23 protein-coding genes are annotated in these 23,580 nt (G+C 69.8%); 13 read left to right on the top strand and 10 right to left on the bottom strand.

Annotated elements, in window-relative coordinates; all coding sequences use genetic code 11:
- Positions 1-238 precede the first annotated feature (238 nt).
- The gene (locus tag ACFXGJ_RS10980; RefSeq protein WP_378618919.1) at positions 239-874 is read left to right on the top strand and encodes a hypothetical protein; all 636 of its coding nucleotides are present in this window, start codon (positions 239-241) and stop codon (positions 872-874) included.
- Between the two features lie 17 nt (positions 875-891).
- Here ACFXGJ_RS10980 and ACFXGJ_RS10975 read toward each other — a convergent pair whose 3' ends face one another.
- On the bottom strand, positions 892-1,059 hold the full coding sequence (locus tag ACFXGJ_RS10975; protein ID WP_378618916.1) for a hypothetical protein: 168 nt from the start codon (positions 1,057-1,059) through the stop codon (positions 892-894).
- Positions 1,060-1,114: 55 nt separating this feature from the next.
- On the bottom strand, positions 1,115-2,500 hold the full coding sequence (locus ACFXGJ_RS10970; RefSeq protein ID WP_378618950.1) for an FUSC family protein: 1,386 nt from the start codon (positions 2,498-2,500) through the stop codon (positions 1,115-1,117).
- Positions 2,501-2,690: 190 nt separating this feature from the next.
- Between ACFXGJ_RS10970 and ACFXGJ_RS10965 the strand changes: the two genes are divergently transcribed.
- Complete coding sequence (locus tag ACFXGJ_RS10965) at positions 2,691-3,200, top strand: MarR family winged helix-turn-helix transcriptional regulator (protein WP_378618913.1); 510 nt, start codon at positions 2,691-2,693, stop codon at positions 3,198-3,200.
- An 11-nt stretch (positions 3,201-3,211) separates the two neighbouring features.
- On the opposite strand, the gene ACFXGJ_RS10960 is transcribed toward ACFXGJ_RS10965, so the two are convergent.
- From ACFXGJ_RS10960 to ACFXGJ_RS10950, 3 genes are read right to left on the bottom strand one after another with little or no spacing between them, the layout of a single operon-like run.
- Positions 3,212-3,466 carry a hypothetical protein gene (locus ACFXGJ_RS10960; RefSeq protein WP_378618910.1) on the bottom strand — a complete coding sequence of 85 codons (255 nt, stop codon included), beginning with the start codon at positions 3,464-3,466 and terminating at the stop codon, positions 3,212-3,214.
- Between the two features lie 14 nt (positions 3,467-3,480).
- Positions 3,481-4,653, bottom strand: coding sequence for a fatty acid desaturase family protein (locus tag ACFXGJ_RS10955; RefSeq protein ID WP_378618908.1), 1,173 nt, complete (start codon positions 4,651-4,653; stop codon positions 3,481-3,483).
- A gap of 41 nt (positions 4,654-4,694) precedes the next feature.
- The gene (locus tag ACFXGJ_RS10950) at positions 4,695-5,732 is read right to left on the bottom strand and encodes a ferredoxin reductase (RefSeq protein WP_378618947.1); all 1,038 of its coding nucleotides are present in this window, start codon (positions 5,730-5,732) and stop codon (positions 4,695-4,697) included.
- Between the two features lie 231 nt (positions 5,733-5,963).
- Between ACFXGJ_RS10950 and ACFXGJ_RS10945 the strand changes: the two genes are divergently transcribed.
- Complete coding sequence (locus ACFXGJ_RS10945) at positions 5,964-6,590, top strand: TetR family transcriptional regulator (protein WP_378618883.1); 627 nt, start codon at positions 5,964-5,966, stop codon at positions 6,588-6,590.
- 69 nt (positions 6,591-6,659) lie between these two features.
- Here the strand turns inward: ACFXGJ_RS10945 and ACFXGJ_RS10940 are convergent, their stop codons facing one another.
- The gene (locus ACFXGJ_RS10940) at positions 6,660-7,388 is read right to left on the bottom strand and encodes an HNH endonuclease family protein (RefSeq protein ID WP_378618880.1); all 729 of its coding nucleotides are present in this window, start codon (positions 7,386-7,388) and stop codon (positions 6,660-6,662) included.
- A 451-nt stretch (positions 7,389-7,839) separates the two neighbouring features.
- Between ACFXGJ_RS10940 and ACFXGJ_RS10935 the strand changes: the two genes are divergently transcribed.
- Both ACFXGJ_RS10935 and ACFXGJ_RS10930 read left to right on the top strand, forming a co-directional pair.
- The gene (locus ACFXGJ_RS10935) at positions 7,840-8,328 is read left to right on the top strand and encodes a hypothetical protein (RefSeq protein WP_378618878.1); all 489 of its coding nucleotides are present in this window, start codon (positions 7,840-7,842) and stop codon (positions 8,326-8,328) included.
- Positions 8,329-8,453: 125 nt separating this feature from the next.
- Positions 8,454-9,257, top strand: coding sequence for a TetR/AcrR family transcriptional regulator (locus ACFXGJ_RS10930; RefSeq protein WP_378618875.1), 804 nt, complete (start codon positions 8,454-8,456; stop codon positions 9,255-9,257).
- Here ACFXGJ_RS10930 and ACFXGJ_RS10925 read toward each other — a convergent pair.
- Positions 9,239-10,219, bottom strand: a complete 981-nt coding sequence (locus tag ACFXGJ_RS10925) for an endonuclease/exonuclease/phosphatase family protein (RefSeq protein WP_378618872.1) — start codon at positions 10,217-10,219, stop codon at positions 9,239-9,241. The two genes, ACFXGJ_RS10930 and ACFXGJ_RS10925, sit on opposite strands and share 19 nt — an antisense overlap.
- 47 nt (positions 10,220-10,266) lie before the next feature.
- Positions 10,267-11,499: a PucR family transcriptional regulator gene (locus tag ACFXGJ_RS10920; RefSeq protein ID WP_378618869.1), complete on the bottom strand. Its 1,233-nt coding sequence runs from the start codon at positions 11,497-11,499 to the stop codon at positions 10,267-10,269.
- A gap of 242 nt (positions 11,500-11,741) precedes the next feature.
- Here ACFXGJ_RS10920 and ACFXGJ_RS10915 point away from each other — a divergent pair, with 242 nt between their 5' ends.
- Positions 11,742-12,590 (top strand): alpha/beta fold hydrolase, encoded by an 849-nt coding sequence (locus tag ACFXGJ_RS10915; RefSeq protein ID WP_378618866.1) that lies wholly within the window; start codon positions 11,742-11,744, stop codon positions 12,588-12,590.
- Positions 12,587-13,168, top strand: a complete 582-nt coding sequence (locus tag ACFXGJ_RS10910) for a DUF4203 domain-containing protein (RefSeq protein WP_378618864.1) — start codon at positions 12,587-12,589, stop codon at positions 13,166-13,168. The genes ACFXGJ_RS10915 and ACFXGJ_RS10910 overlap by 4 nt, the downstream gene beginning before the upstream one ends.
- Here ACFXGJ_RS10910 and ACFXGJ_RS10905 read toward each other — a convergent pair.
- On the bottom strand, positions 13,141-14,508 hold the full coding sequence (locus ACFXGJ_RS10905) for an MFS transporter (RefSeq protein WP_378618861.1): 1,368 nt from the start codon (positions 14,506-14,508) through the stop codon (positions 13,141-13,143). The genes ACFXGJ_RS10910 and ACFXGJ_RS10905 overlap by 28 nt on opposite strands.
- 147 nt (positions 14,509-14,655) lie before the next feature.
- On the opposite strand from ACFXGJ_RS10905, the gene ACFXGJ_RS10900 reads away from it, so the two are divergent.
- Positions 14,656-15,573 (top strand): GDSL-type esterase/lipase family protein, encoded by a 918-nt coding sequence (locus ACFXGJ_RS10900; protein WP_378618859.1) that lies wholly within the window; start codon positions 14,656-14,658, stop codon positions 15,571-15,573.
- A 15-nt stretch (positions 15,574-15,588) separates the two neighbouring features.
- Here the strand turns inward: ACFXGJ_RS10900 and ACFXGJ_RS10895 are convergent, their stop codons facing one another.
- Positions 15,589-16,758 carry an amidohydrolase family protein gene (locus tag ACFXGJ_RS10895; protein WP_378618856.1) on the bottom strand — a complete coding sequence of 390 codons (1,170 nt, stop codon included), beginning with the start codon at positions 16,756-16,758 and terminating at the stop codon, positions 15,589-15,591.
- A gap of 100 nt (positions 16,759-16,858) precedes the next feature.
- Here ACFXGJ_RS10895 and ACFXGJ_RS10890 point away from each other — a divergent pair, with 100 nt between their 5' ends.
- From ACFXGJ_RS10890 to ACFXGJ_RS10870, 5 genes are all read left to right on the top strand, one after another.
- Positions 16,859-17,386 (top strand): PadR family transcriptional regulator, encoded by a 528-nt coding sequence (locus ACFXGJ_RS10890; protein WP_378618854.1) that lies wholly within the window; start codon positions 16,859-16,861, stop codon positions 17,384-17,386.
- 73 nt (positions 17,387-17,459) lie between these two features.
- Positions 17,460-19,490, top strand: coding sequence for an FAD-dependent oxidoreductase (locus tag ACFXGJ_RS10885; protein WP_378618852.1), 2,031 nt, complete (start codon positions 17,460-17,462; stop codon positions 19,488-19,490).
- A 47-nt stretch (positions 19,491-19,537) separates the two neighbouring features.
- The gene (cmrA, locus tag ACFXGJ_RS10880; RefSeq protein ID WP_378618849.1) at positions 19,538-20,341 is read left to right on the top strand and encodes a mycolate reductase; all 804 of its coding nucleotides are present in this window, start codon (positions 19,538-19,540) and stop codon (positions 20,339-20,341) included.
- Positions 20,342-20,444: 103 nt separating this feature from the next.
- A complete protein-coding gene (lysA, locus tag ACFXGJ_RS10875; protein WP_378618847.1) occupies positions 20,445-21,788 on the top strand; it encodes a diaminopimelate decarboxylase in 1,344 nt (447 codons plus the stop codon).
- Between the two features lie 104 nt (positions 21,789-21,892).
- Positions 21,893-23,539 carry an AMP-binding protein gene (locus tag ACFXGJ_RS10870; RefSeq protein ID WP_378618845.1) on the top strand — a complete coding sequence of 549 codons (1,647 nt, stop codon included), beginning with the start codon at positions 21,893-21,895 and terminating at the stop codon, positions 23,537-23,539.
- The last annotated feature ends 41 nt before the right edge of the window (positions 23,540-23,580 follow it).

Raw genomic sequence — 23,580 nt, 5'->3', positions numbered from 1 at the left:
GTTTTCAGCGACCCCCCGAGGAGCGCTATGGAAGCAGACCGAGTTGCGGGCACCGTCGCATGTGCCGCACGGCATACGTAGGTTCTCGCTCGACGCGAGCCAGCTCGCGAATTCTCTGATGTGGGACGACCGCACCGTGTGCGGCGCCCATGGGTCGGGCCCAGGCATCGGGCCCGTCGTCGTGTCCGACTGAACTGTCGTGTCCGGAACACCGTCGAGATCAAAAATGGGGATCGCCATGAAAATGGCCAAGGCACTCGTCATGCCCGTGCTCGTCGCCGTCGCACTCGGAACGGGAGTTGCCACCGCGGCCGCACAGCCGCCGTTGCCGCCGTTGCCGCCGTTGCCCGCGCTGCCAGAACTTCCGGCGCTCCCACCCCCACCGCCACTCCCGGCGCTCGAACTCCCCGCCCCGCAGCTTGCCGACCTGCCCCAGCTACCGGCACCCCAGCTACCGGCGCCACAGCTTGCGGATCTACCGCAGCTACCGCCCCTGCCACAGCTGCCCGCGCTGCCTCAGGTTCCCGGCCTGCCGCAGATCCCCGGCCTGCCCGGATCGCCGCCACCGCCCTCCACGGCGGAGGTCAGCGACATGTTCGCGCAGCGCGCCTGGCCCGACAATCCGGCCAAACGTGAGTCCTTCCAGACCATGGCGAACGAGATCAACACCGGCTGGGCCAACGGCGGCCAGCAGAAGATGATGGTCGGCTCGGTCGTCGGCATGCTGATCGGCTGCGTGTCGATCTTCCCGAACTTCATGGCCGGCTGCATGATCGGCAACGTCGTCGGTGCCGGCATCGGCGCACTCATGGGAATCGACGAGGGCAACCCCAAGGCGCGACCGTCGGTGGAGAAGTTCCTCGCGACGCCGTGACGGCGAAGGGCGACGGATCAGGCGGCGCCCTTGCGAACGACGGTCAGCTTCGACAGCCGCGAGGAGATCCGCCGGTCCTCGCCGTCGCGCAGCAGCGCGATGCCCGACCTGACCTCCTCCACGACCCAGGTGCCTGCCGTGTCCGAAATCTGGACCAGGTCTCCGGCCTGCACAGTCCCGCTCATCGGATCATCGCCTCCACGCTCGACGGGCGCGCTCGACGACCGCGCCGCTCAGTTTTCAGGTACGAACAATTTTGACATCTTCCCCCGCATGCGCGGCAGGGGACGCCGGAAGATGCTGCCGGTCCGACCTGCTGATGGTCACGGCGGCCACGATCACACCCAGCGCCACGCCGATGAGGGTGTCCACGACGCGGCTGACGCCGATCTCGGGTGAGATGTTCGTCCCGAGCCCGACCATGAGCAACGCCATCGGGGTGACCGAGAGCGAGGTCAGGGCGTAGTTCCGGGCAGCGGACAGTTCGGCGGTCACCTGCAGCACCACGATGGCGACCACCGTCTGCCAGTACCCGAGCCCCGCCGCGATCAGCAGCGCCGCGACGAGTGCACCTCCGACGTTGCCGAGCAGTCGCTGGATCGCGCGTTGCACGGTCATCGCGTACGAGACGCCCTGCATCGCCGCCATGGCGCCCATCGACGCCCACAGCGGATGGTCGAGACCGACCGCCGCGGCGAACCAGCCCGCGACGGCCGAGGCGAGGGCGATCCGTGCCGCATTGCCGAGAACCACGCGTGAGCGAAGCCCGGACAGTCCGACCTCCACGAATCCCTCGGGCCTGGGCAGCGCCGACACCTCGAGCGCGGCATCACCGTCGAACAGTGCGCTGCGGCGCTTGACCTTCCGCAACTCGGCCTCGTGCCGGACCACGTCGAGCAGCCGATCCGGATCGCCCGCCTGCCAGTCGTCGACCGCAGCCTCGGCTTCGTCGAGGAGCGCGACCAGGTCGCGGTGGTGCCGCGACACCGTGCCCCGAACACCGCTGAGTGCCAACTTCTCCCGAGCGTGCGCGATCGCAGCGCGGGCCGGCCCGGGGTCGGCAGCGACGCGAGCCGACGACGATGCGGCGTCGCCGTCCTCGAGCGCGGCGACGGCCGAGAGCGCCCGCGCGACGGCCAGTCTGGCCGGGCCCAGGGGCAACACCAGCAGGGGCGCCGCCTGCGCGAGCAATGCCACGCCTGCACCGGCCGCCGCGGCCAGGCAGGCGCGAACGAGATCGCCGGGCGCCGTGACGTAACCGACCGCCGCGGTGGCCGCGAAGACGAGGATCACCGGGCCCGGGCCGGTGATCCGGAAGGCCGACACCGTGGCCGCGGCGACGGCGGCACCGACGGACATGAGTGCGACCTCCGCCCAGATCGGCAGGTGCGCGAGTGCGAGCAGTCCGCCGCCGGCCACGAACGCGACGACCAGCGCGCCGACGAGCGTCACCTTGGCCGCGACCCGGACCATCGGCTCGTGCCGGGCGAAGGCCGAGGCCAGCGCGCCGAGCACCGCGAAGCCGGCGTACTGCTGCAGATCCAGGAGGCCGCAGCCGACGAATACCAGTGCCGCGGCGACGCCGACACGTATCGAGGCCGCGACGGTCGCGTCGGCGGGACGCATTTCGAACGCCCGCCGCCAGGTGGCCGCGGACACCGAGTGCGCGAGCGCGCCGCCGGAGTGCCGCAGTCGGGCAGCGGCCACGGGCGGGTTCCGGATGTCGGCAGTCGCGGTAGGCACGCTCCCATCATAGATGTATTTCACTTGTAAAATACATCTGAAATAGTGTGAAACCGGTCGCTAGGATGAGCGCATGGGCGACACCGACACCTCCCCCGACTTCGTCGACGGCGTTCGAGTCGAATGGGCCCGGACCTACCCACACGTCGACACGTCCCCGATCGAGGTGATCGGTCGCGTCAACCGGATCAGCTCGCTGGCGCTGCACCAGCTCGACCGTGCGCTCGCGCCGAGTGGCGTCACCCGTGTCGAGTTCGAGATCCTCTGTGCCCTCGCTCGCGCCGACCGCCCGCTGCGCGCCAGTGAGGTGACCGCGGTGACCATGACCAGCGGCGCCTCGACCACCAAGCACGCCGACCGGCTGACCAGGATCGGACTACTCGAGAGGCTGCCCTTCGAGCGGGACGGCCGCGTGGTGCTGCTGCAACTGACACCGGCCGGGCGCGACCTCGTCGACGCCGAACTGCCGAGCCGCATCGAACGAGACCGCCGACTCCTGGACGGACTCGACGAGCACGAGCGACAGGCGCTCGCGGATCTGCTGCGCCGGGTGTCCCGTAACGCCGAGGCGTCCGGATCCTGAGGTCGCGGCCGCTACGTGCGCGGTTCGGACTCCCCCGCGCCGGGTTCGCCGTCGGAATCCGCACGGCCGGCCGTCCGGCCCTCGTCGGCCTGCGCCCGCTTCGACGCCTCACTCATCTCGATGCCGTCGCTGATCCAGTCGCCGATCTCGCGGGTGACGTCCCGCACGGCACCGGCGATGATCATCGCGATCCTGCCGACGTGGGTGGCACCGGACTCCGTCAGCTCCTGCACGGTGTCCTTGCGTCGCTCGAACTTGCTCACCATGGGACGCGTACCTCTCAGGCTGCGGTCTTCTGACGTTCGACGATAACACCGGGCGGCGGCGTCGAACCGGTGAGGAAGTCGGGCAACGCGAGCTTGAAGATCTTGGCCCAGACGGAACCGATCTGCCGGAAGAAGCCGCCGGTGTTGTAGGGCAGGCCGTGCTTCTCGCAGAGCGCCCTCACCTGCGGCGCCATCTCCGGGTACCGGTTGGCCGGGAGGTCCGGGAACAGGTGGTGCTCGATCTGGTGCGAGAGGTTGCCGGACATGATGTGGAACAGTCGGCCTCCCTCGATGTTGGCGCTGCCCAGCATCTGTCGCACGTACCACTGCCCGCGGGTCTCCTCGGCGGTCTCCTCCTCGGTGAAAGTCTGCACACCGGTGGGGAAATGACCGCAGAAGATGATCGAGTACGTCCACACGTTGCGCACCAGGTTCGCGCCGACGTTGCCCAGCAGGGTGGTCACGAACAGCGGTCCGGTGAGCGCCGGGAAGACGACGTAGTCCTTGAGCACCTGGCGGCCCGCCTTGCGCCGCATGCCCTGGAGCAGCGGCTTGACGTCGCGCCAGGTGCGCTTGCCCTTGATCACGTTCTCCGCCTCGAGGTCGTGCAGCATCACGCCCCACTCGAAGAGCATCATCAGCGCGAACGCGTACACCGGATTGCCCAGGTAGTAGGGGTGCCACTTCTGGCCCTCGTCCATGCGCAGGATGCCGTAGCCGATGTCACGGTCGCGGCCGACGATGTTGGTGTAGGTGTGATGCATGTAGTTGTGCGAGTGGCGCCACTGGTCGGCGGGGCACACGGTGTCCCATTCGAAGACCCGGGAGTTCAGCCCCGGCTCGCGCATCCAGTCGTACTGGCCGTGCATCACGTTGTGACCGATTTCCATGTTGTCGAGGATCTTGGAGACTCCGAGCGCACCGACCGCCGCCAGCCAGAACGGCGGCAGGAAGCCGAGGTACATCAGGCCACGCCCGGCGACCTCGAATCCCCTCTGCGCCTTGATGATCGAGTAGATGTAGTCGCGGTCCTTCTGGCCGAGGTCGGCGACGACGCGGGCACGCAGCTCGTCGAGCTCGCGGCCGATGTCCTCGACCTGCTCGTAGCTGAGCACGACGGAGTCTGCGGGAGTGACGTTCCTCGCACCACCCAGCAGGGGCAGCGACGAGAGGGAAATGCCGAACATGGGAGTTCTCCTTGATCGGTGGGAGTTCGGTGGTCGACGACTCAGACGTCGAGGCAGACGTCACCGACCGGCGCGCTGACGCACAGCTGGATCGGCTGGTCCGGGTCGGAGTCGAGTTCGCCGGTGCGCAGATTGCGGGTGCAACCCGAGGTCTTGACTGCGGTACAGGTGAAGCAGATGCCCATCCGGCAACCGAAGTCGGGTGCCAGACCGGCGGATTCGGCCTGCTCGAGCAGGCTTGCGCCCGAGTTCTCCACGGTGACCCCGGCCGCGGTGAAGGACACCTCGCCGGTCGCCTCGCCGGCGGCGGCGGCAAGGGCGGGCGCGAACTCCTCGACATGCAGCCGGTCGCCGAGACCGAGGGCGTCGAAATGCTCACGCACCGAACGCATCAGCCCCGGCGGACCACACAGGTAGGTCTGCCCCTCGGCATGCCACGGTGCGGCCGCGTCCATGTGGTCGCGGCCGAAGAACCCGTGCAGGTCGCCGTCCTCGGAGTGCGTGTAGGCCAGCAGCAGTCGCAGGTTGTCGTGCCGGGACGCCAGATCCGCCAGCTCGCCGCGGTAGGCAACCTCGCTCTCGGTGTCGGCGTAGTGCAGGAAGGTCACCTCGCCGGCATACCCCTCGTCGAGCAGGGTGCGCAGCATCGACATCACCGGAGTGATCCCGCTGCCGCCACTGATCAGCAGGATCTTCTCGGGGCGCTCGGCGGGCAGCCGGAACACCCCGTCGGCCTGCGAGAGGCTGACCACCAGGCCTACCTCGGCGTGCCGACGGAGGTGCCGGGAGACCAGCCCCTGCGGGTGCGCCTTGACCGTGAGTTCGATACAGCCGTCGTCGCGGTGCTGCGAGCACGCGGGCGAGTAGCAGCGGGTGTGCCGGACGCCGTCGACGACGACCCCGACCTGGACGAACTGCCCGGCCGCGAAGCCCGCCCACTGCCGGGTTGGACGGACCGTGAGGGTGACGGTGTCGGCGGTGGTGCGGCGCACCTCGGTGACCTCGGCGCGCAGGTCGCGCACGGTGGCCATGGGGTTGACGAGTTCGAGGTACCGGTCGAGCTGATGCGGCGTCGCCATCGCCTCGAGCAGCGACACCAGCGACAGCCGGCGTGAGCGGGTTCGGGTCTGCACGGTCACTGCAACCTCCTGCGGTGGGCCTGTGGCGAACGGTTGATCCGTTTTCAGTGCACAGTTGTACACAAACAAGTGTGACAGGAAGTCCCAGGTAGATGTCAACCCCCACGGGGATGTGACGGCCATTACAGGGTCGATGTACTCCCAGACGGTGTACAGCCATACACTCGATGGGTGACGGAGCCCGAAAGTCGAGCCGAACGCAAGGAACGCACCAGGCAGGCGCTCCTCGACGGCACCCTGGAACTGCTCGAGGAGCGCAGTTTCGCGAGCCTGAGCCTGCGCGAGGTGGCCCGCTCGGCGGGCATCGTCCCGACCGCCTTCTACCGGCACTTCGCCTCGATGGACGAACTCGGCGTGGCACTGGTCGAGGACGGCATGCGCATGCTGCGCCGGATGCTCCGCGAGGCCCGGCGCGACCCGAGCACCAAGAGCGCGAGCGTGTCGTTGGACATCCTGCTCCGGCAGGTGCGGGCACACGAGGGCGAGTTCCGCTTCCTCAGCCGCGAGCGCTACGGGGGCGTCACCGAAGTACGCCGGGCGATCGCGGCTGAGTTGCGGCTGTTCGCCAGCGAACTCACCATCGACCTCTCGCGCATGCCCGCGCTCGCGAGCTGGGAGGTCGAGGACCTGGAGATGGCGGCCGACCTGATCGTCGGGGTGATGATGTCCACGGTGATCGACCTACTCGAGGTGGACCACCCGGGCGGTCGCGAGGAGCGCGCGGTAATCGATCGGGCCGAGCGCCAACTACGGCTCGTCATGATCGGCATGGGGGGCTGGCACCCGACGACGCGATGAACGGGGGCTCGGAGACCGGTTTCGGGATGAATCCGACCGCCGAACCCCCGTTCGACCGATGGGGGGTCGTCAGCAGGAGCCGAGCTGGCTGACGATCGCGTCCTTCTCGGACTGGGTCACCCACAACTTGTAGGCGGCCTTGACCTCCACCTGCTTGGCGACGTAGGTGCAGCGGTACGACTTGTTGGAGGGCAGCCACGTCGCCGCGTCACCGTCGGACTTCTGCTGGTTGGCCGGGCCGTCGACGGCGAGCAGGTTGCGCGGGTCGTTGGCCAGGTTGCGGCGGGTGTCGGCGTCGAGCTGCTGAGCGCCCTTCTGCCACGCGTCACTGAGCGCGACCACGTGGTCGATCTGCACCGCGGTCGACGTGTCCTGCCCTCGGGTGAACTGGATCTGCTTGCCGGTGTACGGGTCGTTCAGGGTTCCGGTGAGCACGATGCACTGCTTCTTGCCGGCCTTGTACGTCTTGTTCGTCAGGTCGCGGTCGAGGATGTCGTTGCGGGTGTCGCAGCCGTTGTGACCGCCCGCGACAGCGACGTCGTCCGACCACGCCTGCCCGAACTCGTCGCGGCTGTAACCGGTCTTGGGCGCGCGGCCCTTGACGGCGAGGGTGTCGAGCAGGGCCAGGGTGGCGGACTGGTCGACCGCCGGCCCACCGCCCGAACTGCCGAGATCCGAACTGCCCGTCGGCGATGCATCGGCCTCGGCCAGCTGCGCGCCGCAGCCGGTGAGGGTCAGTGCGGCCGTGCACGCGGCAATCATGATCAGTCGCGGGCGGGCCACAGTGTGGAAACTCAAGGGGGAACTCCTTACTCGGGATCAGACCGACAGGAGTATGCCCCGAGCGCGTCCCGCCGACGGCACGCCACGCTGCGGAAGCCATTGGGGTGACGCATATTACGAGGATCGAGCGGACCCTCGGTTCCGAACGGGGAGCACCCCGCGCGGCCGCCGTCCGGCACGCCGACGACGCCGCGGAGTGGACCGCGTGAGCGACCCGGCAATCGGGCAATCCGGACGGTGCGAACTGGACGGTCTGCAGGCTCTTTACCTGCAGTTTAGGTAGGAATCGTGACGGCAGTCACAGACATTGACAGCGGCCCCGCGCATCCCCTTAACTAAGCCTGCCCTCACGAAGGGCAGGCTTAGTTAATTCACTGCACCGCCGGTTCCGCCCCCCTCGGCCGCCTGCGTGCACTCACGTTCACCGCGCATGTCGACGCGCGGTGCGATCGAAAAGGATCCCCACATGTCTTCGTTCAGCATGCGCCGCGCCGCCGGTGCCGCGTCCATCGCCGGATTCGCCACCCTCGCCATGGTCGCGAACCCCGCCCTCGGCTCGGCCGCCGTCACCGGCTCCTCGACGGTGACCAACAGCGCCAGCACCATCACCGTCGCGCTGCACGACATCGCCACCACCGAGGCGCTCAATCACTGTGAGGCCCAGATCTTCCCGTTCGACGCCACGGTCTACGACAAGACCACCCGCGTCGACGAGATCAAGTACCCCGGCTTCACTGGCGGCGCCGCAACCGGCACCTCGATCGCGCTGAACGCGGGCACCTACGCGGTGATCACCCAGTGCAAGGAAGGCGCCTCGACCAACCCGTACGTCAAGCTGGGCTCCGTCGCGAAGGTGACCCTGGCCGGCGACCCGACGAACCCCGGCGGCGGCACCGGCAGCGCGGACTTCAGCCCCGCCGCACTGCTGCAGCTGCTCGGCGGCTTCGCCAGCTGACAACCGCTCCGCCGGTGGATGGCGTCCGGGTGACGCCGTCCACCGCCGGGCCCCGGTCGGTCTCCGCGCGGATCGCGCGCTCGCCGGTCGAGTGACTCGGCGACGGACTGGGGGAGAATGTTCGTGTGACCGAGAAGAGGGCGACAGCCAGCCACGAGGTCCGGAGCGATCCGGCCCGCACGCTGGCCCTGCTGTGGGGAGAACGCGGCAGGTCCGGCCGCACCGGTCTCGGTGTCGACGCGATCGTCGCTGCCGGCGTCGAACTCGCGGACGCCGAGGGGCTGGAGGCGGTGTCCATGCGCCGGCTCGCCGAGCGGCTCGGCGTCGGCGCGATGTCGCTCTACACCCACGTCCCCGGCAAGTCGGTCCTCGTCGACCTGATGCAGGACGCCACCCTCGCCGACCTGTACGCGGACCCGGACGAACCGGCCCGCGCCGCGGGCGGCTGGCGCGGCGGCGTCGAGTTCGTCGTCTACCGCAACTGGGACCTCTACCGACGCCACCCGTGGCTGCTGCAGCTCGCCGGCGCGCGACCGGTTCTCGGGCCCAACACCAGCCGCAAGTACGAGGCCGAACTGCGCCCGCTGGACGGGATCGGCCTGACGGACGTCGAGATGGACGCCGTGCTGTCGTTGGTGCTCTCGCACGTGACCGGCACCGCTCGGCTGCTCGTGAGCGTCGAGCAGACCGCCCGTGATTCCGGGCTCACCGACGCCCAGTGGTGGGCGGCCACCGCCCCGCTCCTCGAACGACTGCTCGACCCGGCCACCTATCCGGTCTCGGACCGAGTCGGAACGGCCGCCGGCCAAGCACACCAGGCCGCGAGCAATCCCCGGCATGCCCTGCGGTTCGGGCTCGACCGCATCCTCGACGGGGTGGACGCACTCGTCCTCCAGCGCGCCCCGCTCGATCAGCCGGGCCCCGGGTAGCCCCCGGCAGCGGGCACCGCGACCGTGGCGACCACCCCGCGATGGTCGGAACCGGGCAGCTCGACGATCCCGGCGCTCGTGGCGGTCCCGCCCGCAACCAGGACGTGATCGATCGCCAGTACCGGTGGCCACCAACGGTCGGCGGGGTACGTACGGAGCGCGCCTGCACCGGATTGCTCTGCCGCATCCCGGAATCCGTCTCCGAGCAGGGCACGGAACTGGGCATGGTCGTAGGTCGAATTGAAGTCGGCACCGACGATCACCGGCTCGCCGCCACCGCGCAGGCCCTGCAGGATGTCCCGCACCTGCGCCATCTCACGCGCCCAGATGTCGGTCTGCTGCCGCGGCACCGGCGGAAGCGGGTGCGCAGCGACCACGACGAAGGGCGGCCGCCCCGGCGGATCCACCCGCGCCGACAGCATGTTCATCACGAAGCCCATGTGCTCGGTCTGCGCGGACAGCGGGTGACGGCTCCAGATCCCGGTACCTCCGCCCAGCTCCGTCGGACGCAGATACCGGTACGGCAGCACCTCGTCGAGGCCGGCAGCGCCGAGCCGAGGCACCGCACCGGGCGTCAGCTCGTCGACCGTCAGTATGTCGACCTGCTTCGACCTGACCTGCGCGACAACGCCTTCCACGTCACTGTTGCCGAAGAAGATGTTCGCCTGCATGACCGTCAGGGCGGACCCCTGCTCGGGCGGCGCGTCACCGACGTACAACGGGAGCTGGGTCCACGCCGCCACCCCCAGCACGAGCACCGCCACGACCGTCCCCACCCACTGCCGGGTGGCCGCGAGCGCGAGCAGGCCGACCGCCGCACACACCATCAGGAGCGGCGCGAACGAGGCGAGCACGACAAGCACGGTCACGGTGGTGTCGAGGTAGTGCACCCCGACCCCGACCGTGGCCGCGAGCACCGCCAGCCAACCGAGCACGACCACCGCGCGCCGAACCGACACCATCGAATTCCCCCTCGAGATCGAGGGTCCAGCATGCCCTACGTCGGCATTCAGCCCAGCGCCCGCTGCGCCACCAGTGCCGCCCCGATGTGCGGCAGGTCCGCCGGGTCGGAGGGGTTGCGCCCGATCAGCTCGGCCACCCGGCGGATCCGGTAGTCGACCGTGTTCGCGTGCACCTCGAGCGCGGCGGCGGTGGCACGGCGGTTCAACCCTGTCGCCACGTACGTTTGGAGGGTCTGCATCAGCTCGGGCTTGCCGACCAGCGGGTCGAGCAGCGTGGCCAGCTCCCGATGCGCCGGGCTGGGCCGGCTCAGCTGGTACTCGAGCAGCACGTCCGTCAGCCGGTACAGCCCGGGCGAGCGTCCCGACCGCGCCACGAGCGCAACGATGTCCGCGGTCAGGGTGACCGCATCCGGCACCTCGCTCGGTGCGGCGAGCGCACCCGCGACCCACAGGTCGGCGCCGATCACCACCCGCATCCGCTCGATCACCGCGCGCAGTTGGTCCCAGTCGGGCGGCGCCGCGGAACACGGAATCAGCGCGGTGCCGCCACCGCTGTCGATCACCGTCAGGGCGGGCTCACCCGTGATCCGATCCAGCTGCGCCTGCAGGCGACGCAACTTGCGTCGGCTCGCAACGGTTCCGCTCATCCCCGATCCGCGCTCGTCGGCGTTCTCGTCGATCGCGAGGGTGAGCGCGAGGTACTGCGGGGCCAGCCGCAGCCCCGTCCGATGTACGACGGCGTCGAGCCGCTCGCCCGCCACCAGCGCGGACATCAGCGAGCGCCGACCCGAGTTCTCCTGACTCTCCATGATCTGGCGTTCCTCGAGGTACGCGGCACTGACCGCGAGGGTGAGCCTGCGCAGGAAGTCGAGGACCATCGACATCAGAATCTGCACGTCGCGGATGTCGTCCGGTTGGGCGGCCGCGAACAGGTCCTGCGAGGACATGCCGATCCCCAGGTGATAGGCGTGCAGCACCGCCTCGAGCGGCACCCCCTCCTCGGCCCGACGCGCCGCCGAGTTGCGTTGCTCGACAAGCTCGGAGTCGTAGACGGCACGCCGCTCGAACACCAGCGTGGCGAACAGTTCCATGTTGTGGTGCACGATCTCGGCGATCTCGCCGTCCACCTCTTCGCGCGGCAACGCGCGATACACCGGAGACTCGTCGACCAGACGGGCGATCACCCGCTCGGTGAGGTTCTCCGCCGAAGCCGACAACCATTGCGCGGCGGGACGGCCGGCAATCTGTAGGGGCCGCCCCTTCCGATCGTCACCCGCCACAACTTCCCCCTCGCATGAATCGGACAATACCGGCCCCTGAACGGCCGTATGTGATTGTCGTCATGTAGTTCGCACCATATGCCACCTCGGGCACCCCCGCCGCCGAGATGGCGGTCCTCGACTGCGCGGACACGTCCACAATCACGTGGCCGACGGTCCGTTGCGCGGTAGTGTTCCGGTCAGGACGGCCGCGGACAGCGCTGCCCGGCGCCACGACGCCCGCGAGTGACCCTGGGGGACACGTGAATCCAACTGCCACCACCGCGACCGTGGCCGTCGGCGACTACACCTTCCGTGTCACGACCGCGGGTCCCGAGGACGGCGCACCGGCGCTGCTGCTGCACGGCTTCCCCGAGACCGCGGCCTGCTGGGGACCGGTCACGCCGGCCCTCACCGCCGCCGGACTCCGGGTGATCGCGCCCGACCAGCGCGGGTACTCCCCCGCCGCCCGGCCGGTGGGCGTCGAGAACTATGCGATCGACAACCTGGTCGGCGACGTCGTCGGCCTGCTCGACGCGCTGGAGATCGACGACGCCCACCTCGTCGGACACGACTGGGGCGCCGCCGTGGCCTGGGTGGTCGCCGCCAGGCACCCCGACCGGGTCCGCACGCTCACCGCGGTGTCCGTTCCGCACCCGGCCGCGTTCGACTGGGCCCTCCGCGAGGACGACGACCAGCGGCAGCGATCGGGCTACATCTCGGTCTTCCGGCACGGCGACTCCGCCGAACGGGCACTGCTCGCCGACGACGCCCGCTTGCTGCGAGCGGTGTTCGGCGACGTCGACAGCGCCCAGGTCGAGGCGCACGTGCGCGCCCTCACCGAGCCGGGCGCACTCACCGCCGCCCTGTCCTGGTACCGCGCGATGGACCGCGAGTTCGGCGAGGTCCCGCCGGTCACCGTGCCCACCACCTACGTGTGGAGCAACGGCGACGAGGCGCTCGGCCGGGCCGGGGCCGAGCGATGCAGTGAATTCGTGGACGCGCCATACCGTTTCGTCGAACTCGACGGCGTCAGTCACTGGATTCCGGAACAGGCCGCCGAGGCGCTCGCCGAGGCGGTCCTCGCACGAATCGAAGGGAACGGGAAATGAGCGGTGTCGCGGTAGTCCTGGTCGGAGCCCTGCTGTGCTTCTGGGGCATCCGATCTCTGCATCTCGCGGTGCTGGCCTCCGGCTTCGGCCTCGGCTGGCTGATCACCGACCTGTTCAACGCATCGGTGTGGACGTCGTTTCTGTTCGCGTTGATCGGCGCGATCGTCGCGTGGGTAGTCACGACGCTGGTGTTCAAGTTCTCGGCCTACTTCATCGGCGGCCTCACCGGCGCGATGGCGGGCGCGAAACTCGCGGACGTGCTCCAGCCCGGGGACAAGAACTGGGCACTCGGCGCGATCGTGGTGGTCGCGATCGCGGTCGCCGGCGCTTTCCTCGCCGACAAGTACCGGGCCCGGGCCCTGCTGTGGCTGACCTCGATCGGCGGCGCCAGCATGATCCTCAGCGGGCTCGGGCGGACCACCAGCGCGCTGACCTTCCTCAGGGACCCGAATCCGGGCTGGCAGCAGATTGCCTCGACACTGATCTGGATCGCGCTCGCGGCGGCCGGCTGGATCGTGCAACGCCGACTGTTCGCGGACAAGCTGGGGATTCAGCGCGAGGAGGGCTCGAGGCGGTAGCCGCCGCTCGGGTCACGCTGCGGTGCGCGCACCGGGAGCAGCGCAGCGAGACCGATCGCCAGCACCACGAGAAGCCCGAGGATCCCGGCTCGATCGCTCGCGAACATCCACGCGAACAGCCCGAACAGCGTCGGCGCCAGGAACGAGACCGCTCGACCGGTCGTCGCGTACAGGCCGAACATCTGGCCCTCCCTGCCGGTCACCGTTATCCGGGTCAGGAAGGTGCGCGCCGCGGACTGGGCCGGCCCGACGAACAGGCACAGCAGCAACCCCAGGATCCAGAATCCCAACGGTCCCGACACCACGAGCAACATGGCCCCGACCGCGAGCATCGAGCCGAGCGAGCCGACGATCACGGCCTTCGGCCCGAGCCGGTCGTCGAGACGGCCCGCAGTCAGAGCCCCGACCGCGGCCACGACGTTCGCCGCGACCCCGAACAGCAGCACGTCCGACGAGGCGATGCCGTAGACGTTGACCGCGAGGACGGCCCCGAAGGTGAACACGCCCGCCAGCCCGTCCCGGAACAACGCGCTGGCCACGAGGAAATAGATGGTGTGCCGATCGGTGTTCCACAGCTCGCGCAGATCCGACCACAGCACCCGGTACGAGGCGAGGAAACCGGCGTCGGCAGCCGCGACTGCAGTGCCCGAGAGGTCCGCGGCGGCCGTCGCGCGCGGCAGTTCCGGAACGGCGAACAGCACGGGGATCGCGAACACCGCGAACCAGACCGCCGCCAGCACCGCCACCAGCCGGATGTTGAGGCCGCCTTCGGTGCTCAGCGCGAACAGCCCGCGGGTGTCCCCGTCGCCGGCGATGAATCCGAAGTAGCAGACCAGCAGCAGCACGATGCCGCCGAAATAGCCCATCGCCCAGCCGAACCCGGACACCCGACCGATGTTCTTCGGAGTGGAGACCTGGCGGAGCATGGCACTGTAGGGCACCTGGGCGAGCTCGAAGATCACCGACCCCACACCGAGCAGGACCAGGCCGAGCCACAGGTACTGGTAGCGATCCTGCACCAGGAACATCAGCAGCATGCACGCCACCACCCCGGCGGTGAGCAGCGCGAGCGAACGCCGTCGGTGTCCGGTCGCATCCGAGCGCTGGCCGGTGACCGGCGCGAGCAGCGCGATGCACAGCCCCGCGGCGCCGAGCGACCAGCCGAGCCAGCTGCTCGCCGACACCGAGCCGGGCAGGTCCTCGCCCACCCCGTCCGTGAGATAGACCGAGAACACGAAGGTGACGATCACCGCGTTGAAAGCGGCCGAACCCCAGTCCCACAGGCCCCAGGCGAAGACCTGCCCGCGGGTGACGCCCTCGCCGACCACCGGTGCGCTCATACGGCGAGCCTAGGCGAGCGTGACCAGCAGGTGCCTGTCACCGCGACGTAACGATTTCCCCGCTCGGCGTCGCCGACCGCGGTGACGCCCCTAGTGTTTCGAACGGCTCGTCGTTCTGGTCAGTTCGCACCGATCCGGAGGCCACACATGCGCTCACGACTCCTGTCAGTCGCCGTCCTCGCCGTCGCGATGGGGCTGGTCGGCGCTCCCGCCGTCGCCGCTCCGACCGTCCCCGCCGAAGATCCGACCGACACGTACTACGTCTCGATGGGCGATTCCCTCGCCGCGGGCTATCAGCCGGACACGAAGAAGGACGAACCCGTCTCCTACAGCGACCTCCTCTACAAGACGCTGAAGGAATCCGATCCCCACCTGCAGTTCGTGCGCATCGGATGCGACGGCGAGACCACCGTGTCGATGATCAACGGCGGCAAGTGCGCCTATCCCGACGCGAGTTCCCAACTCGACTTCGCCACCAAGTTCCTGACGGCGCATCAAGGGCGGGTCAAGTACCTCACCCTCACCGTCGGGGCCAACGACATCTACCACTGCCTCACCGGGGGTTCCGGATCCGCGGGGCTCCCCGATGTCGGCTGCATCGCGCAGAGCCTCGGCACCATCGGTACCAACCTCGGCAGGATCACCGGCGACCTGCACAAGGCGGGCGGACCGGACCCGCGCTACGTCGGCATGAACTACTACGACCCCGCCCTCGCCGGCTGGCTCAAGGGCGGGACGTCCCAGCTGACGGCACAGGCGACCGCGGCCGCGAACAACGTGCTCGCCGCGACCATCGCCACCGCGAACAGCGCCAACGGGTTCAAGACCGCCGATGTCCTGAACGCGTTCTCCAACAACGATATCGGCAATCCCGTCGACGTCCCGCCGTTCGGAACCCTGCCTCGCAATGTCGCGAGGATCTGCGCGTGGACATGGATGTGCTCCGTCGCCGACATCCACGCGAACCCGGTCGGGCACCGGGTCATCGCCGACACCTTCCTGCCGCTGCTGACCACGAACGCGCCCGGAGCGGTCACCAGTTCCACCGGGTCCACCGGCCCCTAGCGCACCCACACCGAACTAGTCGAGGAGGTACGCGCGGCGGGCATTGCCGGCGGCGATCAGCGATGCGATCCGTTCCGCGTCCCGGTACGACCAGGCGCCGTCGGCGAGGCCCGTGACGAGGAACGCCGACAGCGCCCGGCGGAACAGCTCGGCCCCGACGAGGAACAGCTCCGGGAGCCCGCAGCCGTCGGTGGAGAACAGCACCGACCGCAGCGGCGCGAGTTCGAGCAGTTCGGCCAGCACCCGACCTGCTCCCGTGCCGACGTTCTGCACGGCGAGACCGACGTCGACGAAGACGTGGTCGAACACCTGCGCCAGGTAGGCCGCGTGCCGGTGGAACGGGTACGTGTGCAACAGCATGATCGGCACGCCCCGGCCGGCGGTGGCACGCAGCAACGGGGTGAGCAGCAGCGGATCGCAGCGCCCCAGGTCAGCATCGGCGTCGCCGTACCCGGTGTGGAACTGGATCGGCAGTCCGAGGTCGACGGCGGTCCAGATCAGGAAGCGGGTCAGGGTTTCGTCGGCGAGCCGGACCGGCGAGCCTCGCTCGACGGCCGACGCCCACCGTGCGACCGCGTTGACGACCTCGTTCTCCGCCGGACGGTAGGGCGCCAGGTCGAGTCCGACCCGGTACCCGGCGATCGACTTGAACGCAACGGCGGTCGCGGCAGCGGACGCCAGGGCGTCTCGGCACGCCAGGGCGAACTCGGCGGCGCCGCGCCCGACCATCACCTGTTCGGCCACCGACTCCAGCCGTACGATCTCGCGCGCCGGCGCACCGGCCCGGACCGCCAACTCGTCAGGGGTCGTCAGGCCGTCGGCCCGAAAACCCGTGTCCACCAGAAACTCCGATATCCCTGCTCCGCGCAGCAGCCGCCGGGCGACCTCGTCGGGACCCAGTTCGACGCGGCGCGCGAGGTACGTGTCGGCGCCGGCATGCGGCGCCAGGCCGAGTGGCGCGGCGCAGAAGCGGCGAACCGCGAGACCGACCTGGGTGTCGAACAGACTGCCGTGCCAACGCCCGGGTCCGTCGGCCTCGCACAGCCAGGACTCGAACCCGGCGCGATCGAGGGGATCACGGAGCACGCCGTGGCAGTGATGGTCGACCAGGCCGATCCGCCCGACGAACCGCGCCAGGTCGCGTTCGCCGGATCCCGTCGGCGTGCCGCCGGAAGACCGTGCCATCGGTGCCATTCTGCCGCTGATCCGACCCGCCCGAAGGAGATGGCAACGAAGATTATGCATCTAGTTGCATAGTCTCCTCGTTGCATAGATACTTGGCCGCGTGGCACTCGAACACGCACTCCTGGTCTCGCTGTCGGAGAAGTCCGGCTCGGGATACGAGCTCGCGCGCCGATTCGGCAAGTCCATCGGCTTCTTCTGGAACGCCACCCACCAGCAGATCTACCGCGTCCTCAAGCGGATGGACGAGTCCGGCTGGGTGGACGCGGAGACCGTCGGTCAGGACGGCCGACCCGACAAGAAGGTCTACCGCGTCAGCGACGCGGGCCGCGCCGAACTGCAGCGGTGGATCGCGGAGCCGACCGAGCCGGGGCAGTTGCGCAACGAACTTGCCGTCAAGATTCGCGCCGCCGCCCTCGGCGACCTCGCCGACGTCAAGGCGGAGGTCACCCGACATCGCGACGAGCACACGCGCCGACTCGAGATCTACCGCCTGATCGAGAAGCGCGACTTCCCCGCGCCCGACCGGCTCTCCGGCCCCGACCTGCATCAGTACCTGGTCCTGCGCGGCGGAATCCGCGTGGAGGAGGGCTTCACCGCGTGGTGCCAGGAGGTCCTCGATGCCCTGTAGTTCCGGTCGCTGCGCAGGCTCCGCTCCTGCCACACCCACCCGTCCCGAGTCCCACGACCGAGAGGCCGACGCCGTGAGCAACCCGTATCCGAAACTGTTCTCCCCGCTCGATCTGGGGTTCACCACCCTGCGCAACCGCGTCGTCATGGGCTCGATGCACACCGGACTCGAGGACCGCGCTCGCGACATCCCCAAGCTGGCAGCCTATTTTGCCGAACGGGCCCGGGGCGGGGTCGGACTGATCGTCACCGGCGGATACGCCCCGAACCGCACCGGCTGGCTGCTGCCGTTCGGCGCCGAGATGATCACCAAGGCCCAGGCGAAGCGGCACCGCACCGTGACCGACGCCGTGCACGCCGAGGGCGGCAAAATCGCCCTGCAGATCCTGCACGCGGGCCGGTACTCCTACAACCCGCTCAGCGCGTCCGCCTCCTCGATCAAGGCCCCCATCAACCCGTTCCGGCCGCGCGCTCTCACCGGCCGCGGCGTCGAGTCGACGATCGGCGACTTCGTCCGGTGCGCACGACTTGCCCAGTCCGCGGGCTACGACGGCGTCGAGATCATGGGTGGCGAGGGCTACTTCATCAACCAGTTCCTCGCGCCGCGCACCAACAAGCGCACCGACAAGTGGGGCGGCTCGGCCGAGAACCGGCGGCGCATCGCCGTGGAGATCGTCCGACGCACCCGCGCCGCCGTCGGCCCGAACTTCGTAATCCTCTTCCGACTGTCCATGGCGGACCTGGTCGATAAGGGCCAGACCTGGGACGAGATCGTCACCCTCGCACGCGAACTCGAGGCCGCGGGGACCACGATCTTCAACACCGACATCGGCTGGCACGAGGCGCGGGTGCCGACCATCGTCACCTCCGTGCCCCGCGCGGCCTTCGTGGACTTCACCGAACGACTGGCCCGTGACGTCACCATTCCGGTGTGCGCGTCGAACCGGATCAACATGCCCGAGACCGCGGAGGAGATCCTCACCCGCGGTGACGCACAACTGATCTCGATGGCCCGGCCGATGCTCGCGGACCCCGAGTGGGCGCGCAAGGCCGAGTCCGACCGCAGCGACGAGATCAACACGTGCATCGCCTGCAACCAGGCGTGCCTCGACCACGCCTTCGGCAACAAGAAGGTCTCCTGCCTGCTCAATCCCCGCGCGGGCCGCGAGACCGAACTCGTGCTCTCCCCCACCCGGCGCCGAAAGAATGTCGCGGTGGTCGGAGCCGGGCCCGCCGGACTGTCGGCGGCGCTGAACCTGGCCCAGCGCGGGCACGAGGTGAACCTGTTCGAGGCCGGCGACGAGATCGGCGGACAGTTCGGCATCGCGCGACGCATCCCCGGCAAGGAGGAGTTCGCCGAGACCATCCGCTACTACACCCGCCAACTCGAACTGGCCGGGGTCAAGGTGCATCTCGGCACCCGGGTCGACGCGCGCCGGCTCGTCGACGGCGGCCACGACGAGGTCGTGCTCGCGACCGGGGTCACCCCGCGGATCCCGGCGATCCCCGGCATCGAGCACCCCAGCGTGCTCTCGTACGCCGAACTTGTCCGCGACGGCCGCCCGGTCGGCGCCCGGGTCGCCGTGATCGGCGCCGGCGGCATCGGCGTCGACGTCTCCGAGTACCTCACCCACGACAGCTCCCCCGCCCTCGACCTGACCGAGTGGAACCGCGAGTGGGGCGTCACCGCCGACGAGTCGGCGGCGGGCGCGCTCACCGAGCCGCAGTCCACCCCGTCCCCGCGCGAGGTGTACCTGCTGCAGCGCAAGACCACCCCGATCGGCGCCGGCCTGGGCAAGACCTCCGGGTGGGTGCACCGCGCCGCGCTGAAGAAGAAGGGCGTGCACCAGATCTCCGGCGTCAACTACGAGCGGATCGACGACGAGGGCCTGCACATCAGCTTCGGCGAGAAGCGCGAACGGCCGCAGGTCGTGGCGGTGGACAACGTGGTGATCTGCGCCGGCCAGGAGTCGGTGCGTGACCTCGAAACCGATCTGACCGCGGCCGGGATGACCGTCCACGTCATCGGCGGCGCCGACGTGGCCGCCGAACTCGACGCCAAGCGGGCGATCGAGCAAGGAACGCGGCTCGCGGCTGCGCTGTAACAGGGCACCCGGCTCGCGGCGGCGGTGTAACGGTTAGCCTGACCACCGTGAGCCTGCCTACCCCCACCCCCGACACCCGCGCCGTCGTGACCGGCGCCTCCTCCGGCATCGGCGAGGCGCTGGCCACCGAGCTGGCCGCACAGGGTCATTCGCTGATCCTCGTGGCCCGCCGCGGCGACCTGCTCGAGGCGCTCGCCACGAAGCTGGCCGACGCCCACGGCGTCACCGTCGAGGTGCGGGCGGTGGACCTGTCCGACCGCGACAAGCGAGCGACCCTCACCGAGGAGCTCTCGCAACGACCGGTGAGCATCCTGTGCAACAACGCGGGCATCGCCACCTTCGGTCCGGTGTCCGAACTCGACGCCGGCTACGAGCGGGCCCAGGTCGAGCTCAATGCCGTTGCCGTGCACGACCTCACGCTCGCGGTTCTGCCGGGCATGGTCGAGCGCCGTTCGGGCGGGATCCTCAACGTCGGGTCCGCTGCCGGGAACATGCCGATCCCCAACAACGCGACCTACGCCGCCACCAAGGCGTTCGTGAACACCTTCTCCGAGTCCCTGCGCGGGGAGTTGAAGGGCTCCGGCGTGCACGTCACGCTGCTCGCGCCGGGACCGGTTCGCACCGAGACGCCCGACCCGGCCGACGCGTCCATCGTGGACAAGCTGGTGCCCGACTTCTTCTGGATCTCGAGCGAGTACACCGCGAAGGTCTCCCTCGACGCGCTCGCCAAGAACAAGATGCGCGTGGTGCCGGGGATCCTCAGCAAGGGCATGTCGGTGGCCGGGCAGTACAGCCCGCGGGCCGTGGTGGCGCCGATCGTCGGCACGTTCTACAAGAAGCTGGGCGGCTAGCGTCAAAACCGCCCCGACCGGCGTCAAGGACCCGTCAAGGGTGCGGTCGGGGCGGCGGCCGGCGGGTATTCCGGAGGGTGACACCCACCCCAAGGAGACCACGGTGACCCTGCTCGAGATCTTCCCGTCGCTGCGCTCGGCAATGACCCCGCGGCTCGACCCCGCCGTCTGGCCCGACGGCACCCACGTCGACGACCACGGCCGCATCACGGTCGCCGGGGTGGCCCTCGCGGACATCGCCGACCAGTACGGCACCCCCAGCTACGTCCTCGACGAACTGGACCTGCGGCACCGCTGCCGCACCTACCGGGAGGTGTTCCCGGAGGCCGAGATCGCCTACGCCGGAAAGGCACTGCTGACCCGTGCGGTGGCCTCGTGGGTCACCGAGGAGGGCCTCTCGCTCGACGTGTGCTCGTCCGGCGAACTGGCGATCGCGCTGTCCGCGGGCGTCGACCCGCGGCGAATCATCATGCACGGCAACGCGAAGACCCCCGCCGAACTGTCGGCCGCGCGGGACGCCGGCGTCGGGCGGATCGTGATCGACTCGCACGCCGAGATCACCCTGCTGGCCGCGTCGCTGACCCGTCGCCAGAACGTCCTGGTGCGCGTCACGCCGGGGATCGACGCGCACACGCACCGGGCGGTCGCGACCGGCGTCACCGACCAGAAGTTCGGCTTCCCACTCGAGCACGGCCAGGCCGACGAGGCGGTCAAGCGGGTCCTCGGCCAGCCGCGGCTGAACCTGATCGGCCTGCACTGCCACCTCGGCTCGCAGATCACCGAGATGGAGCACTTCCGGACGGCGGTGGATCGGATGATCGCGCAGATGGCGCAGATCCGGATCGACCACGGCACCATCCTGACCGAACTCAACCTCGGTGGCGGACATGGCATCTCGTACGTGTACGGCGACCCGCAGCTGGACCTGAGCGCCTTGGCGGCGACGCTCGACGACGCGCTCGACGACGCCTGCGCGCGGCACCGCTTCCCGCGTCCGCGCATCACCCTCGAACCCGGCCGGGCGATCGCGGGCCGGGCCGGGGTGACCGTGTACCGGGTGGTGTCGGTCAAGCACGTGACGGGCGGGCGGACGTTCGTCTGCGTCGACGGCGGGATGAGCGACAACCCGCGGGTCGCGCTGTACGGCGCGCACTACAGCGTCGCGCTGGCGAACCGGCATTCGACCGCCCCGGCGACCACGGTGACCGTCGCGGGCAGACACTGCGAATCCGGCGACGAACTGGCGGTCGACGTGCAGCTGCCCTCGGACCTGCACCCGGGCGACGTCCTCGCCGTCCCCGGGACCGGGGCCTACCACCACAGCCTCGCGTCGACCTACAACGCGGTCGGGCGGCCGCCGATTGTCGCGGTGCGCGACGACCGCAGTCGCGAGTTGATCCGGCGGGAGACGGTCGAGGACCTGCTCCGCCGCGAGGTGTCCCGCTAGCGACACGGACACCCACTGGCGCCACTCCTTACCGACGAGTAAGTTGGCGGTGCTGTGGTCCGACCCACAGCGCCGCCACACCGCCGCCAGGAGGACACCGCCTTATGCCGAGCCTTGCCGGAGCCACCGATCTGCTCAAGGGGCTGGTCCCCATCACCAAGGCCGGCATCGTCGGAGCGATCGGCCCAAGCGCCCTCACCGGCGTGGTCTCCGCCTGGTACCAGTGGGACTTCACCGCCGGCGGCCTGCTAGCCGTCGCCGCGCGCCGCGACGGCAACCGGATCGCCGTCGTCGACGACCTCGGCTCGGTCTCCTACCGCCAGCTCGACGCCGACGCGCACGCGCTCGCGGTCGCGCTGCACGACCGGGGCCTGCGCGAACGCGGACGCATCGGCATCCTGGCCCGCAACCATCGCGGATTCCTCGTCGCGATGGGGGCCTCGTCGCGGCTCGGCACCGACCTGGTGCTGCTGAACACCGGCGCCTCGAACGCCCAGCTCGCGGAGGTCATCGTCGAGCAACGCCTCGACTGGCTGCTCGTCGATCCCGAGTTCACCGCGCTCATCCCGGACGGGGCGCTGCGGGTGGCGGTGTTCGAGGACCACGACCACGTCGGCGACGGGGCGTCGGGCGCCGAGGGCTGGGCCCGGTTCGACGGACTTGTCGAGGACGGCCGGGGCGGCGGCGCGGGAGCACTCGCCCGCCGGCCCCGGCGCGGGCGGATCATCGTGCTCACCTCCGGCACCACCGGCACCCCGAAGGGCGCATCACGCCCCGAGCCGCGGAGCTGGATGCCGGCGTCCGCGGTGCTCTCCCGGCTGCCGTTGCGCAGCGCGGAGACCACTGTGGTCGCGTCGCCGATCTTCCACACCTGGGGACTGGCGGCCACCCAGATCGGCCTGGCTCTGCGCTCGACGATGGTGCTGACCCGCCGGTTCGACCCCGCTGCAACGATCGCGTCGGTCGCCGAGCACCGGGCCAGCGCGCTGTGGGTGGTGCCGACCATGTTGCAGCGCGTCACCGACCTGCCCGCCGGCGAGCGGGACGCGGATCTGACCTCGTTGCGGGTGATCGCGGCCAGCGGGTCCGCGATTCCGACCGGAGTCGTGCACAAGACCCTGGACATGTTCGGTTCGGTGCTCTACAACTTCTACGGCTCCACCGAGGTGAGCTGGGCCTCGATCGCCCAGCCGGCCGAGCTGGCGCAGCACCCGGCCACCGCAGGCCGGCCGCCGCTCGGGACGGTCGTGCGGATTCTCGACGAGGACGGCAAGCCGGTTCCCGACGGCGAGGTCGGCCAGGTGTTCGTCGGCAACGGCATGCTCTTCGAGGGCTACACCCGCAGCGGCAGCGAGAAGCAGGTGCGCGACGGCCTGATGTCCACCGGCGACCTCGGCCACTTCAACGAGGACGGCCTGCTGTTCCTCGACGGTCGCAGCGACGACATGATCGTCTCCGGCGGCGAGAACGTCTACCCGCGTGAGGTCGAGAACCTGCTCAGCGAACTGCCCGGCGTCCTGGAGAACGCCGTCGTGGGGATCGAGGACCCGGAGTTCGGCGCACGCCTGGCCGCCTACGTCGTGCGCACCGACGACACGGACGGCGCCGAACTAACGGTCGACGGCGTGCGCGCGCACGTCAAGGCCCACCTGGCCCGGTTCTGCGTGCCGCGGGAGGTCGTGTTCCTCGACGAACTGCCCCGCAACCCCACCGGCAAGGTCGTGCCCCGACTGCTCCCCAAGGCGCCGTAGGCGCAGTGGTGTGGTTACGGAGTGCGGACACTCCGTAACCC

Source organism: Rhodococcus sp. NPDC059234 (assembly GCF_042754225.1).
Lineage (GTDB): Bacteria > Actinomycetota > Actinomycetes > Mycobacteriales > Mycobacteriaceae > Rhodococcus_G.
Note: the sequence above shows the minus strand (reverse complement) of the source record. Positions and strands in the feature narration are given on the sequence as shown.

Bases quoted from the DNA above. Each gene is read 5' to 3' on its own strand.
- ACFXGJ_RS10925 (WP_378618872.1), bottom strand. From the start codon at position 10,219: ATGGTGTCGGTTCGGCGCGCGGTGGTCGTGCTCGGTTGGCTGGCGGTG.
- ACFXGJ_RS10975 (WP_378618916.1), bottom strand. From the start codon at position 1,059: ATGAGCGGGACTGTGCAGGCCGGAGACCTGGTCCAGATTTCGGACACG.
- ACFXGJ_RS10935 (WP_378618878.1), top strand. From the start codon at position 7,840: ATGTCTTCGTTCAGCATGCGCCGCGCCGCCGGTGCCGCGTCCATCGCC.
- ACFXGJ_RS10950 (WP_378618947.1), bottom strand. From the start codon at position 5,732: ATGGCGACGCCGCATCAGCTCGACCGGTACCTCGAACTCGTCAACCCC.
- ACFXGJ_RS10905 (WP_378618861.1), bottom strand. From the start codon at position 14,508: ATGAGCGCACCGGTGGTCGGCGAGGGCGTCACCCGCGGGCAGGTCTTC.
- ACFXGJ_RS10900 (WP_378618859.1), top strand. From the start codon at position 14,656: ATGCGCTCACGACTCCTGTCAGTCGCCGTCCTCGCCGTCGCGATGGGG.
- ACFXGJ_RS10970 (WP_378618950.1), bottom strand. From the start codon at position 2,500: ATGCGTCCCGCCGACGCGACCGTCGCGGCCTCGATACGTGTCGGCGTC.
- ACFXGJ_RS10910 (WP_378618864.1), top strand. From the start codon at position 12,587: ATGAGCGGTGTCGCGGTAGTCCTGGTCGGAGCCCTGCTGTGCTTCTGG.
- ACFXGJ_RS10895 (WP_378618856.1), bottom strand. From the start codon at position 16,758: ATGGCACGGTCTTCCGGCGGCACGCCGACGGGATCCGGCGAACGCGAC.
- ACFXGJ_RS10965 (WP_378618913.1), top strand. From the start codon at position 2,691: ATGGGCGACACCGACACCTCCCCCGACTTCGTCGACGGCGTTCGAGTC.
- ACFXGJ_RS10955 (WP_378618908.1), bottom strand. From the start codon at position 4,653: ATGTTCGGCATTTCCCTCTCGTCGCTGCCCCTGCTGGGTGGTGCGAGG.
- ACFXGJ_RS10960 (WP_378618910.1), bottom strand. From the start codon at position 3,466: ATGGTGAGCAAGTTCGAGCGACGCAAGGACACCGTGCAGGAGCTGACG.
- ACFXGJ_RS10980 (WP_378618919.1), top strand. From the start codon at position 239: ATGAAAATGGCCAAGGCACTCGTCATGCCCGTGCTCGTCGCCGTCGCA.
- ACFXGJ_RS10870 (WP_378618845.1), top strand. From the start codon at position 21,893: ATGCCGAGCCTTGCCGGAGCCACCGATCTGCTCAAGGGGCTGGTCCCC.